Source organism: Iningainema tapete BLCC-T55 (assembly GCF_014698965.1).
GTDB classification, from domain to species: Bacteria; Cyanobacteriota; Cyanobacteriia; order Cyanobacteriales; family Nostocaceae; genus Iningainema; species Iningainema tapete.
Map to the genome: position 1 here is coordinate 1 of NZ_JACXAE010000034.1, position 15,686 is coordinate 15,686.

General features: G+C 40.4%; 15 protein-coding genes. 9 read left to right on the plus strand and 6 right to left on the minus strand.

Going from position 1 to position 15,686, the window contains the following annotated elements:
• Together ICL16_RS07820 and ICL16_RS07825 are read right to left on the minus strand one after the other, a co-directional pair.
• Window positions 1–621, minus strand: coding sequence for a site-specific integrase (locus tag ICL16_RS07820; protein ID WP_202895454.1), 621 nt, complete (start codon window positions 619–621; stop codon window positions 1–3).
• Window positions 622–793: 172 nt separating this feature from the next.
• On the minus strand, window positions 794–1,090 hold the full coding sequence (locus ICL16_RS07825; protein WP_190826292.1) for a hypothetical protein: 297 nt from the start codon (window positions 1,088–1,090) through the stop codon (window positions 794–796).
• Window positions 1,091–1,850: 760 nt separating this feature from the next.
• Here ICL16_RS07825 and ICL16_RS07835 point away from each other — a divergent pair.
• Window positions 1,851–2,933 carry a tyrosine-type recombinase/integrase gene (locus ICL16_RS07835; RefSeq protein WP_238360658.1) on the plus strand — a complete coding sequence of 361 codons (1,083 nt, stop codon included), beginning with the start codon at window positions 1,851–1,853 and terminating at the stop codon, window positions 2,931–2,933.
• A 253-nt stretch (window positions 2,934–3,186) separates the two neighbouring features.
• Here ICL16_RS07835 and ICL16_RS07840 read toward each other — a convergent pair whose 3' ends face one another.
• Complete coding sequence (locus ICL16_RS07840; RefSeq protein ID WP_190826294.1) at window positions 3,187–3,777, minus strand: hypothetical protein; 591 nt, start codon at window positions 3,775–3,777, stop codon at window positions 3,187–3,189.
• A gap of 934 nt (window positions 3,778–4,711) precedes the next feature.
• On the opposite strand from ICL16_RS07840, the gene ICL16_RS46680 reads away from it, so the two are divergent.
• The 3 genes from ICL16_RS46680 to ICL16_RS47160 are packed head-to-tail and all read left to right on the plus strand — an operon-like array spanning window position 4,712 to window position 5,799.
• Complete coding sequence (locus tag ICL16_RS46680; protein WP_273038515.1) at window positions 4,712–4,954, plus strand: Y-family DNA polymerase; 243 nt, start codon at window positions 4,712–4,714, stop codon at window positions 4,952–4,954.
• Entirely contained in the window at window positions 4,905–5,330 is a 426-nt protein-coding gene (locus ICL16_RS45425) for a Y-family DNA polymerase (RefSeq protein WP_273038517.1), read from the plus strand. Before ICL16_RS46680 ends, ICL16_RS45425 begins: the two co-directional genes overlap by 50 nt.
• Window positions 5,284–5,799, plus strand: a complete 516-nt coding sequence (locus ICL16_RS47160) for a DinB/UmuC family translesion DNA polymerase (RefSeq protein ID WP_337906944.1) — start codon at window positions 5,284–5,286, stop codon at window positions 5,797–5,799. The genes ICL16_RS45425 and ICL16_RS47160 overlap by 47 nt, the downstream gene beginning before the upstream one ends.
• Before the next feature lie 5 nt (window positions 5,800–5,804).
• Here ICL16_RS47160 and ICL16_RS07850 read toward each other — a convergent pair whose 3' ends face one another.
• Window positions 5,805–6,134: a hypothetical protein gene (locus tag ICL16_RS07850; RefSeq protein ID WP_190826295.1), complete on the minus strand. Its 330-nt coding sequence runs from the start codon at window positions 6,132–6,134 to the stop codon at window positions 5,805–5,807.
• A 678-nt stretch (window positions 6,135–6,812) separates the two neighbouring features.
• Between ICL16_RS07850 and ICL16_RS07855 the strand changes: the two genes are divergently transcribed.
• From ICL16_RS07855 to ICL16_RS07875, 5 genes are all read left to right on the plus strand, one after another.
• Window positions 6,813–7,364, plus strand: a complete 552-nt coding sequence (locus ICL16_RS07855; protein ID WP_190826296.1) for a hypothetical protein — start codon at window positions 6,813–6,815, stop codon at window positions 7,362–7,364.
• Between the two features lie 75 nt (window positions 7,365–7,439).
• Window positions 7,440–7,685 (plus strand): hypothetical protein, encoded by a 246-nt coding sequence (locus ICL16_RS07860; RefSeq protein ID WP_190826297.1) that lies wholly within the window; start codon window positions 7,440–7,442, stop codon window positions 7,683–7,685.
• Between the two features lie 285 nt (window positions 7,686–7,970).
• Complete coding sequence (locus tag ICL16_RS07865) at window positions 7,971–8,936, plus strand: NADAR family protein (RefSeq protein WP_190826298.1); 966 nt, start codon at window positions 7,971–7,973, stop codon at window positions 8,934–8,936.
• Between the two features lie 692 nt (window positions 8,937–9,628).
• Window positions 9,629–10,957 (plus strand): DUF6884 domain-containing protein, encoded by a 1,329-nt coding sequence (locus ICL16_RS07870; protein WP_190826299.1) that lies wholly within the window; start codon window positions 9,629–9,631, stop codon window positions 10,955–10,957.
• Window positions 10,958–11,080: 123 nt separating this feature from the next.
• Complete coding sequence (locus ICL16_RS07875; RefSeq protein ID WP_190826300.1) at window positions 11,081–11,902, plus strand: hypothetical protein; 822 nt, start codon at window positions 11,081–11,083, stop codon at window positions 11,900–11,902.
• A gap of 403 nt (window positions 11,903–12,305) precedes the next feature.
• Here ICL16_RS07875 and ICL16_RS07880 read toward each other — a convergent pair whose 3' ends face one another.
• Window positions 12,306–14,276, minus strand: a complete 1,971-nt coding sequence (locus ICL16_RS07880; protein WP_190826301.1) for a nuclease-related domain-containing DEAD/DEAH box helicase — start codon at window positions 14,274–14,276, stop codon at window positions 12,306–12,308.
• A 776-nt stretch (window positions 14,277–15,052) separates the two neighbouring features.
• On the minus strand, window positions 15,053–15,686 hold a 634-nt coding region (locus tag ICL16_RS07885), incomplete at its 5' end, for a HEAT repeat domain-containing protein (RefSeq protein WP_190826302.1).

The following is a 15,686-nucleotide window of genomic DNA, read 5'->3' on the forward strand; positions in this document are numbered from 1 at the left end:
TTAGGCAGTTACGTTGTAGAGTGTTTCTCCAAAACTCTGGACTAATAAGCTTTCCACAACGTGGATTCCGCATAATAGCCCCAGCAATTCACCTTTTCTTATTCCTGTACTGTTTAACATCAAAATTATGAGTTTATCCCTTAGTCTGCTGCAAGCATTAACTAAAGTTTCTATTTCTTCATCACTTAAACAACCTGGAAATTTTTTGGGTTCTTTAAGCTTAACTAATTTATTTCTTGTTGGTTTAGATTTTGCAATACCCGCTAGTAAACCCTTACGAAGCGTTCCTTTAGTAGTCACAACACGAGAAAACTGTAATGGTGAGATATTTTTACAAGCAGCATGATATTCATAGAACGTAGTGACAGTAGTAATTGTTAGGTTGATAGTACGTTCTGTGCGAAGTGCTTTAACTGGTTGCATTGAAATTACTGAGCTTGTATCTCCAACTCTTAACCAATAAACAAAATCTTCTAAATCAGAAATATCTACTTCACGCCAATTTAAATTTTTGCTTAATAAAAACTCCCACCAAGCTTTTAGCCCATAACCATAGGTTTCTACTGTGTTAGGAGACTTTAAGCCGCATAGGTAACTTAGGTATCGCTGGATTGGTTCCACAACTTGGTAATCAGAGTCCAACATGACCCAGACTATCCCTCCTGTTTGGGGGTCAATTCCCTTTTGTAGTGTCAACGACATGTTAATATTGTATAAAGTTAAAATTTGTATAAGCTTATAATTTAACAAAGTATAAGAAAAGTATTCTTTGTTGTTGTTGTTTAATAATTATTTACAGTATTGCTTTATCTAAATCACTGTAGAGGATATGTTCGACTACATAAGGAGGAGCCTCAATTGCGACACGATTAACTACATTGGCAATAAACTCCAGAGAACATTCTGATGCAGATAAAGCTTGCAGCAAATCATCTGCATCTTGCTCGGTCATTTCGCTCAGATTTTTTTTAATACCAGCTTCAGCAAAAAAATCATCATAAAATTCTTTTTCTTGTTCTGTAAAGTTTTCACGCTTCGCTTGCGAAATAACAAGCTCAGTCCGCCGTTGTTGTTCTTGAGAAAATTCCATAAAAATGATAGTATGTTATCTATCTCATTATGGCTAAATAAAAATAAACCGTCAAGAAAAACAGAGTATAAGTTGCTTTGAAGCCATTAACATATAAATCAAAAATTAATTTTGAGTAACTTATAAATTTTTAAATAAAAATCCTTAAACAAAACATGCACATTTATAACCTCAAACTGAGCTAAGCATTTCTCGATTTAAACATCACAGGCAGCAATTTATGTCTGATAAAACTCGTAGAGTAGCAATTCCTGTTGTAGGATAAACACCAGCCAGGAACCTGAAAAAATTATCTGTCAAGTGGGAGCAACGCTTACGCCAACAATCCGATTTTTTGGCTTTTAACACAAAATAAATTTTTTGTCAATCATCTATGTGCCACTTTAAGGTGCGTTTGCTCGGGTAAGCGATCGCTCTTCATGCTTCGGCTGGGCAGTCACAACTTTCTAACTTCTAGAACTAAAAAGCGAGTCCTTTGTCAATACGGTTCGGATAAAAAATTTACTCGTGTAGTCTTGATGGGGAAGGTGGGGAAGATGGGGAAGGTGGGGAAGGTGGGGAAGGTGGGGAGGATGGGGAGTTATTTTATTTATCTCCCTCATCTCCCTCATCTCCCTCATCTCCCTCATCTCCCTCACAACTTGGGCTGGCAACGCCTGTAGGTTTCAAGTATATTAAGCTACAATTAGAGAAAGCATGTGTAATTGAAGTTTTATCGCGACAAAGTGAGTCAGATCGGGCATTATAGGGGAGAATAGTTTTGATATCGAAAACAGCCATTTTCGAGCGCACTGCTATGTCCGATACACCACATCCCCCTAGACGTACATTCCATAAAAACAGCGATGACACAGGATTCGACTCGGCGCTGGAGTCATTGGAAAAATCTTTTTCAGCCCCAATTGAGCGGTATTTTGCCGCAACAGAGGATGAACAGGATGTGATTGCTTTGATGCTCGCCAACATCCGCGCACCCAGTACGCGGCGCGAATACCAGAAAGATTTACGAAAATTTTTTGTGGCGATGACGGGGTGTGAGCCAAATGTTGATAGCGTGTTGGAGTTTTTGCACCTTACCGAGAAGCGGGCGGTGGCAGTGGTTCTAAAATATAAAGCTTTGCTACTGGCACAGGGGTTGAAGGAAGCAACAGTAAACCGTCGGCTGAGTAGCATTAAATCATTGGTTCAGTTCGCCCGTAAGCTTGGGGTGTGTAGCTACTCCCTTGTTGATGTGGAATTGGAGAAAGTCTTGGCTTATAGAGACACCTCTGGGGTTGATGCCCAAACCATCAACAGTGTAGTCCAGCTAATTGAGCGCTCAACAGTTCAAGGGAAAAGAGATTATGCGCTGTTGCGGCTTTTGTGGGAAAATTTACTACGGCGAGCGGAGGTGAGTCAATTAAATATTAAAGACTTCGACCCACACTCTAGCAGATTGCGGATTTTGGGGAAAGGACAGGGCACGAACGATGAATGGGTAAAACTGTCAGCAGCAACAGTCAATGCTATCTCCGATTGGTTGCAAGCGCGGGGTAATATTACCGCCGCTTCACCTCTATTTATCTCCCAAGACAATCGCAGCAGAGGGCATCGCTTGACAGGGGACGGCATTCGCAAAATTGTTGTGAAGCATTTTGGGGAAGCTGGTGTGCTCAAGTTAATGTCACCGCACCGCATCCGCCACAGCGGTATTACAACACTTTTGGAAGCAACATCAGGGGATGTGAGAAAGGCGCAAAAAGTCAGCCGCCATGCTAAGCTGGATGTGATTTACCAGTACGACGACAACCGCAAAAAAGGTCAGGAAGTTTTGACGAATTTATTGGCAGATATGATTGATTAGATGTGCTCAAGACACCTGTTGCGGCGCAGGATGGTACAGCCCATAACAGGGGTATCGGTTCGCGGACTTATTGAAATTTTCAAGGGTGGAATAATTCTGGCTTTCCTTGTCGCGAATAAGATGAAAATTTGTCGCGGAGTAAGTGAAAAATACCTCTTATATTCGCGGACTAATTGAAAATTTCCGACATTATTCGAGGATTTTACCCCAAAGCCTGCTTCTAGCTTAGCATGAAGCTATTGAAACTAAATTTTTATTTCACAGGATGATAAAGTTTATCCCCCTCCTCATAGCGCCAGCCCATACCGCTGGGATCGCGATCCTTGCACCACCTCACAAACTCTTGGTCCGTCAGAGTCTCGCGTTTGTCGCGTAAAGTTGCGACATCAGTAACTAGCCGCAGAGCCAAATTTTCCGCTTGGAAGGGCTGAAGCTGGGGAGGTTCTCTTTGATAGTACTGATTGGAGTAGGACCTGTTCGAGCGTTTTTGCCCTGAAGAGTTGCTACGTCCAAGAACCATAATCGCCCCTTCCAGTTGCGCTAACTTCGTTGTTACTGCTTCTAGCTTCTGTTCCAAATTGCTCAGGCGAGCGTCAGTTTTTTCTGCACTGCTTTCCATACGCTTTTCTATACTACTAGCGAGATGTCCCAATTCTTCTTCAATTTGGTGTAGACGAGTTTCTACACTGTTTTCTGTACCTGTCACCTGCCCGAGAACGTGATGTAAACCCTGGATGACTAAATCTGTGGCGGTGATATTGCGATCGCGTGCAGCGGTACGGAGTGCAGCTGCCAATGTCTTGGGCAGCTTAAAGTTAATCGATTCCCGTTCAACTTTTGCCATCTACACTAGTTTCTGTACTTGGTGTAGACAGTTTACAGCTTTAGGGATGCTTACTTCAAATCATGCTCTAAAGTTGTAACTGTAAGTATAAGATGAGCAACTTGCTTATATGCTTACAAAAAGACTTGCTTGGGCTTATGCTTACAAAAATAATATTGGAAAATATAACGCTCTAGATGTATGTTTAAAATAAAGTCTTTAAGTTTTGGAGCCTGAAAACCTTGAACTGTCGTTCCCTACTTTGGACTCTCGCAAAAATAAAGTTCTTAACTTTGAGCAAAGCCAGTCCATGAACAACACCTTGAAAAATAATAAAGTTTATTACTGTCACACAAGCGTAACTCACTCTTTCTGGCCACTTGTCCGCACTACCACCAGTCACAAGAAGACCAGGGATGTGCCAGTTACTAAAAGACTTTATTTTAAATTTGAGGACTTTATTTTAAACTTCAGAACTTTATTTTAAATGTACACTAGACGAGTGTGCAAGTCTCGACTACTGTTTACGCTAGCACAACGCTATATATTTATGAACGCTCGTAGTGAAAATATTTGCTCAACTTATAGTTTCTAAATATAACGTTTGCTCAACTTATGCTTTCCCATCTTCTATTTATACTGAGACGCTTTTACGAGTTTAATAGGGTTTCAAGGAATTTATTGCTCAACTTATGCCTTAAGAGTTGCTCAAAATATCCTTACAGTGACATTTGTAGGTTCGCAGACTAATTGAAAACCGTCGCAGACTAATTGAAAACCGTCGCAGACTAATTGAAAACCGTCGCAGACTAATTGAAAATTATAAGGAAGCTTAAGAGTAGATTTTGAAGGTGTGAAAACACACATATGTCGCCTGCCAAAAGGTTATTGAGTTTCCCAACAGGCGATCGCCACTTTGACAGAAAGCTAAGATGTCCTTTTTCCAAGCGATCTAATGGTGGACCAGATTAGAAAAATCATTCACATTGATATGGATGCCTTCTACGCATCGGTAGAACAGCGGGACAATCCTGACTACCGAGGCAAACCATTAGTGGTGGGTGGCACTCCCAATCAACGAGGTGTGGTGGCAGCCGCTAGTTATGAAGCGAGGAAGTTTGGCATTTATTCCGCGATGCCTTCTCGCATTGCACTTGCGCTCCGGTCCATCTCTCATCTTCGTCAAACCCAGATTTGAAGTCTACCGAGCAATTTCCACCCAAATCCATGCTATTTTTGAGCGCTACACTGATGTAGTGGAACCCGTCGCCCTAGACGAAGCCTACTTGGATGTTACTGAAAATAAGCCAAGTCTACCCTATGCTTCCACCGTTGCCAGATACATCAAAGCAGAAATTTTCACTGAAACAAACCTAACTGCCTCTGCTGGCGTGTCCGTTAACAAGTTTCTAGCAAAAATGGCATCTGGGAAAAACAAGCCCAACGGACTAACGGTAATTTTGCCAGAACAGGCAGAGGAATTTGTAGAACAGTTACCAATTGAAAAATTTCACTCTTATTGGAGAGGTGACTGCTGCCAAAATGCACTCTCTAGGTATTCATACAGGTGCTGATTTAAGAGAGCGATCGCTCATCGAGTTAGTACAACATTTTGGTAAGGTGGGGCAGTACTATTATAAAATTGCTAGGGCGCAGGATGATCGTGTAGTAGAACCTAACCGCATCCGCAAATCGATTGGTGCTGAAACATCATTTGCTCAGGACTTGAGCGATCGCTCATCCATGCTGTTGGAACTCGAACAAATTGCCTCTTTACTCAAACAACGTATTGACCGACATCAAACATCAGGTCGTACCTTGACCTTGAAAGTGAAGTTCTCGGATTACCAGCAAATTACCCGCAGCAAGACATCGCTCACTCCAATCAAAGAGTTGAGTGCGATCGTCATTATGGCAAGGACACTATTTGAAGGCATTGAATTGGAGAACCGCAGTATTCGGCTGTTGGGCATTTCGTTGTCCAATCTTGATAATTTTCAAATATCTCAAGTAATTCAATTGCCATTATTTGAGTTATTCTGATTATACTAATGTCCAATTATTGGTTCTCTGGTCCCAATTCCAAGCTCAATTAATTTATCTTTAACACCATTCGGAAGAGTACCGCAGTAATAATAATGTTTGTGCATAATATCAACAAGATAAAATCCTTCTTCACCACCGTTAATTTTCCGGAGTTGGCTTGCAGCTTCACGCATACTTATACCAAAAGAGCTAAACAAATCATCTAGTGACATAGATGGTAAGTTAAGCGGATTGTAAAAAGACTCACCTTTAACAAAATGCCATTGAGTACCGCAACGGCGCACAACGCGGTAATAAACAGGTGCAACAATATATGTGTCTAAATCATTCATAGTGCAGATGTTAGTATAGTGGAAGAAACAGCCCCTAGTCGGATAGGGGCTGCAACTAGCGCTAGTGGCTAGTTATCTTGTTCGTCTGAGGGAGGGTCTAGCTTGTCCTCTAGCTCCTCTCTCGCCTCATCATCATCGATAACGTTTGACTCACCAGTTATGATGTTTTGGCGTTCCCAAATACTGCGAAACAACCGCAACAATACAACAAAAGGGTCAAATACGTTTCGACGACCGTTACCATTGTTACTCAGACTTTTTACCTCCTTTTTTTAGTTTTACGTGATGGATTTATTTCCATCACAATTAATATTTTATCCCAGTTAATCGGCAACAATCAACAATTTTATAATTGATGAACTATGGTTATTATGGTTTATATAATTTAGTATGTATTTTCGTTTATGAGGAATCCGAATCCATTACAAAAACAGGCATTTAAAAAGCGACAGTATCAAGGGTATACAGCTATTTGGTTAAAAGATACCCTGACAATATGTGAGGAATTTATCCTAGTCAAACAAAAAAATACCAGCACTAGCAAATGCTACGCATCGTAATTATAAAGTGGTGCAAGAAATGTATTCATAAACAGAAAGTAGTATACACCATAGTACTTTCTACATCAATGTACTCACTTAATAGCTCAAAAATATTTATTCAAAAACAAGTTACAGTATGAAAGATTTCAAAGATTTTTGGAGCATTAATAGATGGTTGTGTCAATATAATATCATCTCCGCTCAAACTGGAGAATACGTTGATGATTGTATTATTGTTTCTCCTACAACCCAATCGCCTTATCAATCTACAACGTGCTTTCAGTATTGGTCAGTAAATGAATTAGAAATATGGCTGAACCATCTTGATAGCAATACAATTACTTTATGCAGCTTGGAACAAAGTTGGAAATCAGGAGAAATATGTCCAACTCTCGAACTACTAATATTTCCCTGCGCTAATAGTGAATGGTATGCGGCATACCCGCATAATAATCCACAATACTTTGTAAGAGTTTGCACATTTTCACCCCCAAGTTGGTATAGAGAGAGAAATTGGCGTGCAAAATTAGAAAAATACTTGCTGGAAAATGGGCAAAACTATATAGCAAGCGCTGCTAGAAGGATCTGGTTAAATATCTTAAAAGATGGCGCTTTGGTTAAAAAGGCGAACGGCAGTCGCACACCACCTGCTCCTATGAATGAAATCAAACAGTTCAATCGAGCCTAATGACTTGCGCCTTCCACATCCACAACAGCCGCTTAACGCGGAAAACGGGTGACACTTCATTAGGAGCAATCACCCATGTCCGATATACTCACCCTACCCCAAGCCCAAATCCTTACACATCAAGTAACAAGCTTTCAAACAGGTAGAGTCTACTTTCCAGCCATGTTTGTGGCAGAAAACCAAGACTTCATCAAAAGTTGGCTCAGTCAAGATGATATCTCTTTCGACGAACGAGATATCAAATACTACTCAGATGGCTCGTTCCGCATCTACTTCAAATCACCCAAAATTAAAAAACAAATCGAAAAGTTGTATCAATAATCCTCGAAAAATCTCTCTTAGAGGGATTTTTCTTTTGACCACACTACTTTCTTCGCTGCGGAATAGTACTGGCAACCAGGAGTAATCAGCGGGAGGGGTGTTCGGCGCACCAATGGAAGATATAGTGCCAGTTATTCTATTATTAAACCAGTTACTACTGTAACTACAAACCCTCGTCACGCACTCGTTATTACTGAATTGATAAAAATAGAATAATCTGCTAACGCAGTGGAGTTACGACTAATAAATTAGTCAAAAACTCAATGCGTGTTGCTCAAAAAACATATGAAAAGCTGGATAAAAAACTGGTTCTCTAATTTAGAGGTTTTGCAAAATCCTATAGTAGTAGATGGGATAGATTACTGGTCAGTAGAAAATTTCTATGCTGCATCTAAAAGTTTGGACGTAAAAGAGAAGATGCATATTGCATTACTTCCCCCCAGTGCCGCCAAAAAATATGCCTTAAAGGTGGCACTTCGTCCTGACTGGGAACAAGTAAAGTTAAGCATTATGCTAAGAGGCTTAGTCGCCAAATTCAGTCCGGGTAGCAACTGGCATAACGAATTGATGGAAACTGGGGGCGAGGAACTGATAGAGTTTTCAAATTGGGGCGATCGCTACTGGGGAATACCTGCAGCCACTGACTCTAACAGCAACAAAGCTATACCCACAGGAAAACCAGGGGAAAACTGGTTGGGACGGCTGTTAATGTTCATACGCAGCCAGCATGAGCAAGCAAGCAACATAGCTATTTTAAACTGGCTGAACGACCCGAAAGACCTAGCTGAAATTCAACAATGGCTAATACAATGCCCCAAGATACCACCAGCTCCCAAAACTGAAAACTATAGGGGAAAAATAATTGATAACTGCACCCTGCCATCCTACAGATTGAAAGTATTTGTGTTCGGTTCCAGAGAAATTAACCAGCTAGATAAGGAAGCCATCTCTCGACTAGACGCAATAATGACCCTTGGAGCCCACATTCACATCGGTGATGCCGTTGGAGCAGACGCAGCGGCACAACAGTACATTAAGTCCCAGTACTATAGCAGGGTAACGGTGTGGTATGTAGATAACAACCCGAAGAACAATGCAGGATTTAAGACCGTGCGCTTCCACGGCTCCTACAAAGACATGGATAACAAAATCCGCTCGAAGTGCAAATACGGGTTATCTATTGGCACCGACTTTAGATGCCTTGCTAATGCTGAAAAAATGCCCACCAGGGTAGTAATGGCATCTAAGTAGAGCGCAGCTTGAACCATCTAAGAGTTGAATGCTATGAGCAACCAAGAAGAAATGAAACATTACTACCAACAACAATCATATTGCTGGGCTGTTGGTAGAAGTAATTCTCAAAAAAGAAATACTAGCACTAATTGAAGATAAAGAAGCGACAATCTCAGCAGGAGAAATCCTGGAATTAGACTGGCTCTCGTCCTAACTCCAACAATCCCAAACCCGAAGATTTCTGCCAGTGTTTCTGGAAAGGACAACCAGTATATCCGGCGATTAATGAATTGGATTTCGATAAAGTGAGGTCACATTTAGAAAAATGCGTACACCTACATTAGGTGACAAAAAATTATAGTTAATAGTCGCTGTGGATATATTGAACACATCCACAGCAATTATATCTATTCAAATCTTATGTTAAGAGATTGAGCAAAAATGCCCGAGCGGAAGACTGTGCAAATCGGACGCGATCGCCGTTGATGTTCTCTCAGCAATACGAAAACCAAAAGCTGATAACATTCTCTAAAATCCTCAGCATGAACGTTGGTACTTGCGCGCAGCCAGTAAGCGTGTAACTGACACTCACTATTGGTTAAATATCACTACATTAGTACAATAACTCTACAATATATTTAACAAAATACAGCATTTAAATCACTACATCTGCTGTGCAGGTAATTTTGTTAACTAGAAGATATTAAACCATGAAACCAGGATTTTATGCCGTTATAGGTAATAGCGATTATATTAAGATAAATAACCGAAAAATTCCAATTTGGGAGCTATTAGAACATCAGCCTACAGGCTGGTTGTGTTCGCTGCAAACCAGACCTGAAGTAATCCCAGAAAACACACCAATTATATGGGACTGTGGTGCATATAGCTATAGAGAACAAGATTATCCCACTATAAAGGGCAGGTATGTAGACGCATATTATGTAATTCATAAGTATCGTCTTCGTAGTAAAGCTGGCGATATTATAGTCAGTCCGGACAATTTACTCATGGGGGATAATATCAACTGGCGACGGCAATTCAATCTAGAAAATGCTACTAATTTTATCAAAGCTGCAGATTCCCTTCCTGACAGAATCCCAATGGCGACCATCCACGGGTTATCATTGCAAGAGAAATTATCCAACGCTTACGCACTATATACGATGGGCTATCGTCACCTGGGGATAGGGGGGTTAGTGCGTTCGGCTAGCGACTATTCGGGCAACTTGCACATCATCCGGGCTATAGTCGAAAAACTACGCTCTGTTGATTCTAGTGTCCACTTGCACGTTTTTGGGTTATGCGCTCCCAAGTACGCCTCGGCATTCCAAGAAATGAATTTAAGCTTTGATGGTTCAACCCATGCACGCACAGCATTTACAGAAGGCATCTTCCTTATCAACAGCGGGAAAGATGTAGTCAGATATCCCCTTTCTCATGCGCCCAGATGTCTGTGTCGAGTATGCCAAATGGTTAAAAAGTATGGGATAAACCCCCATTACTGCGGCAAAGGACGCAATCACGACTCAGCAAGGATGGCTCATAATTTAAATCAGTTATTAGTTACAATCGATAATATCAGCAACCACGAAAGAATTTACCTGATATCCGGTTGTGGTAAGCAGTTATATCACCCAGCCCCTGCACGCGAATTATATTGCTCGCAGCTATTCCAAGCTAGCCGAGATTATGTTCAAAATCTCAATGCTAGATGGTTTATCCTGTCACCTCTCCACCATACTATTCACCCCAATCAATTAATCCAACCTTACGACAAGTCTCCTCACTCTATGTCAGAGCATGAACGCTGCGCCTGGGCTACGACTGTCACCCAACAGCTTGTACAAATCGCAGCGGATGAAGATACAGAATTTGTATTCCTCACAGGCAGATTGTATCGGGAAAAGGTAATTTTTCAAACGCGATCGCGTGGTTACAAAACAAGGACGATAGCAAATAACCTGGGAATTGGACAAAAGCTAGCTTGGCTCAAAGCACAGATATTAGTAAACAGACAACAGATGCTCAATTTATAAAGTTAAAACCTTCACCAAAAATACATGCTATCTTTATTCATCGATTAAGGAAAAATCATTTATACGGAATAAGATAGTCGTAAAAATCAAGTGCTGTATGAACAAACATACGGTAATTTTTTTATGAGCAGTACAATTGACATAGGAGAGAGGTTCGGTTGTTGGGAAGTATTGAACAACCGAGGTAAAAGAATTCCCTGCCTTTGTCACGGCTGTGGAACAGAAAAGTTAATATATAAAAGCTCACTCAAAAACGGAAAGTCAACTAGTTGTGGTTGCCAGAGGAGAAACGAACCAATTGCAGCTGGAACACAATTTGATAGGCTAACAGTGGTAGATGGAATTGAGATAAAAGGAAAAGATGGTCAATACCAAGTCTTAGTTCAGTGTAGTTGCGGCATTCAGAAGTACGTAAATAACAACTGTCTTCTGAATGGACTCACTCGAAGCTGCGGTTGCTTGCAGAAAGAGAGCAGAAGAAAGCATGGTAAAGGCAAAATCCCCAGCCATGAATACCGAGCTTGGATATACATCAAACGAGTCTGCTATGACTTGAACCACCCTTACTACAAGATGTATGGCGGCTGCGGCATCAAAGTAGCACCAGAATGGCAAAATAACTTTGAACAGTTTGAGCGCGACATGGGACTAGCACCCCCAGGTACTGTTTTGTATCGCATCGACCTAGAAGGGGATTTTGCTCCTGGTAACTGCCAGTGGATAGAACGAAAAACCCATCAGCAACATATCCATCAAATGGCAGTTAGAAAAACCTTCTTCCCACAAAAGAACAAGGAAATACTACAGCCACAAAAAGCAAAGCAAGCCTCTTTAATCAAAGATATCCAAAAAGCTCATGCATCCGGGGAAGCTAACGTCAGCAAGCTAGCAGCACAATACGGAGTAAGCACGGCTGAAGTGATTAACCTTCTCATACTATATTAATAACAATATGTCAATTGTTAAAGTAGCTAATAATACTCTAGGCTGATTATTCTGCACTCTTTCTTTCGTCTTTATATTCTCAAGTCTTTCTCATATTGAATCAAAAAATCTATTACTATTTGCACGGCTGAAATGTAATTAAAATAATAAGCTGTAACTTTAATTAACAATTCTTTTTCATCCCACATCCGGAATTAAAGAGAAATTGTGCTGATTGGGAATTGAAATAGCTAAAACTTTGTAGTGAAAAAAAACCCTTTGTCATCACTAGGGAGACTTTAATTATTATCTCGTTTCCATTAATTCGTCTCCCAACTGAACGAGAGACTTATAAAGATAGCTAAGGATTATGATGAGGCTATTGGCATAAAATTTGCCCCCTCATCACTTTTCAAACATTCTCTTAGACAACTACAACTTTTTCTGAGTTTTCAATCTCTGTAATGAATGGAGATTGACCGGAAGCGCTGATAACAAGATAATCTTCTGGTCTTGTTATGCCGATATACATTAAACACCGTTCTTGCGCTTCAGTGGTATCATCAAACTGTCTTGGTAAATGGTCTGCCCACATCAGAATAACAGCGCGGTACTGTAATCCTTTTGCCGAGTGGATAGTTTGAATTTTAATCCCTGGTTCATTAATTCTAGTTTTAGCTCTAAAGTTACTCGGATCATTCAACCAAATTACAGATGCTAGGTCACTTAAACTTTCTATCATCCCTTGAAGAATGGGTTTTTCGCGATAAGTTGCTATTGGATAAAAAATCGAAATTTCTTCTGGTTTTAGCGGTTTAATATCTTTACCAAACCATTTACCATCAAGCAGATTTTTGACTATGCCGAAAATTGTGGTACATTCAGTACGGCGATTCTCTGATTTGACAAGAGCAGGTTTGATTCCAGTGCGACGTTGACATTTTTCTGGGTCAACAAAAAGCGAGAGTATAGCATTTTCTGTTTGTTCGCTTTGTTCTGTAGGGGTACTAAATAATGTAGCTAATTCTACGATTTCACGAGAATTGCGGTAGTTTTTATCCAGGTCAAATTTTTTGTAAATTGTTCTACCTTTTGCATTGATACCAATATGGCTCCAAGGAACTTTGGTTTTTCTATACAAACTCTGGTTGCCATCACCAACAATGATTAAGTCGCCGTCATTGGGTTCAACCATCGCTTCTAAAACGCACTTATACCAAGAGTCAGCAAAATCTTGCGCTTCGTCAATCAATATTGTGTCGTAGCGACGAGTATCAGAACAGCCTTGTTCTAAAATCTTTAAAAAGCGCTCACCAAGTTCTTCGTTAGGTTCACCTTGTTGGCGAGTACAACTGTTAGCTTTGGCCCAACCATCAAAATGCTTAACGGTAACATTTTGACACTCGCTGGTAGCTTCACGTAAATAGGTGGCTAAGGTAACGTTATAGCAAAGCAAGAGAATTTGTGCTTCCGGTTTTTGGACACTTAGTAAACGTGCTTTAGCAATAAGTAGGACAGTTTTTCCTGAGCCTGCAACACCGTAGATGATGCGATGTCCATCGCCAATATTACGGGCGTTGTTTTCCTGACGTAGGTCAAGAACCTTAATATCTGGTAGTTCTACCTTGAGAGTTTGTGACAGTTTTATGCCTATGGTTGGTCGTAGTTTTTCATCTGGCATTATTGGTAATTTTATCTCTAGGGTTTTTAGTGGTTCTACCTCTGGAGTTTCTGGTTCTGTCTGAGAAGAAGGCAGGACGATTTCAGGATGAATAATCGCTCGGATAGCTTTAATCTGACTTTCTGTCAGTCTGGGAAATGTCCAGAACGGGTCGAAGAAAGACTTGAGGATTTGGCAGAGACTTTCTTCAGAGAATGATTCCTCAGTCCAAGATTCCAGGACATTACGCGGAACCACTTTTGTAGATGGGAAAACGTGGGTAAGATCGCCTAAGTGATGCTGTTGCAACTGTGTGGTAGTAATGTTGGAAAGAACAGCAAAATGTCCAAAAGGGAATATAAACCTACCTTGGTACTCCCCTTTGCTTTGCAGCAGGCATTTACCGTAGTAATGGTTTTCACACTGATTCATTAAGGAAAGCATATAATCCCATGCCTGCCGTATTGGGTGGTTCCGGCGGACTTCTCCGCGCGATTCTTTAACACGGACAGAATTGTTATCGCCTGCCAAAATATCTTTAGGATACCAACCCTTGACTTCTAAGACGAGTAACCCCAGGTCAGGACAAATGATAATAAAATCTGGATATCGGTCTTCAACGATTGGCTCGTAGTAGACGATGTAGTCGTCTGGTAGTTTTTGTAGAACCGAGAAGAGCTTTTTTTCTCCGGCTGACGCACGCGATGGTAGCCGATCTGGAATCATTTCTGCCATAAGTAATACATATCATGCGACAGGTTTTAACTACGCTTAGATTTCACAGTATTCCAGGAAGATTCTTTAGAATCTTTAATTAAAAATGTTCACTAGAAATGCTGTTAAAAATGCTACTACGGTAATCATAACCGAAAATTAATTAATAAAAGCAGCATTATGAAAGAAATATCCGCTCGGATCATTCATGGGCATAGCATTGTTAATGTGGGCTAAAAGTAGTTAAGTCGCATTTTGCTGCCATACAAAGCTTTCAAGCTTTGCTGTGAAAAAGTTACATAAATAAGATCGCTGTAAATCACCAAAAAACGTAGAAAAAACTTATTTTGGCTGTACCAGTAAGACTCTAAGTTATTTAGCACAGTGTTTTTAAACGTAGCCACAAGGTTTTCAGGCTCTAAAAATTAGAGGACTTTAAATGGTACAACTCAAAGTAGCGGATCTGGTCTGCCAAATCCCAATTTTTAGGTTAAAGTCAAATTTTTTTCGGAAACTTAATCTGAGCAAGATTTAGAGATAATTCGTGGTGGCAAAGCGACTTGGCTACTTTTACCCCAATGTGTCGCTCTGAGGCAGAAGTATCGTACCATCGCTTGCAATTGGGAGAGGACTTATACCAGGCATGGGTAGAGATGATGGACGCAACCACACTCAATACGGTTCGGTTAACCTTTAAGCAGTATTGAGTAGTAATTTCTATAATGGTTTTTAGTGCATATAGTCAACTGCGGTTACTATATCTGGTTATTAAAAAATTGAAAATAAGAAAACTAGAATCAATTATGCCAAGCTTGATAAAATTCAGGGTAGGTGAGAGATTGGGCGCAGTACCAAATTACACTGTAACTGGAGGAAGGAAAAAACTTTGAACAATTCTTGAAGCGTTTAACAACTTCAAGTATCAAACCCGGTGTTGTTAAAATACTCTCCAAACTGTCTGATATTCCTTCACGCTCATATTCATCCTGCGTATTACTCATAAAGTCAACTAAAGCGTTGATAGCAACTTGGTTCCCAATGCCGATTTTAGCCAAGGATTCTGCCACATATCTACGCTCTTCTTCATCCTGCATGTTGCTCATAAAGTCAACTAAAGCGTTGATAGCAACTTGGTTCCCAATGCCGATTTTATCCAAGGATTCTGCCACAATTCTAAGCTCATATCCATTACTCTGCGTGTTGCTCATTAAGTCAACTAAAGCGTTGATAGCAACTTGGTTCCCAATGTCAATTTTACCTAAGGATTCTGCCACATACTTAAGAGTATCTTTATCTTGCGTTTTACCTATTAACTCAACTAAAGCGTTGATAGCACGTTGGTTCCCAATGCCAATTTTACCTAAGGATTCTGCCACATACTTAAGAGTATCTTTATCTTGCGTTTTACCTATTAACTCAACTAAAGCGTTG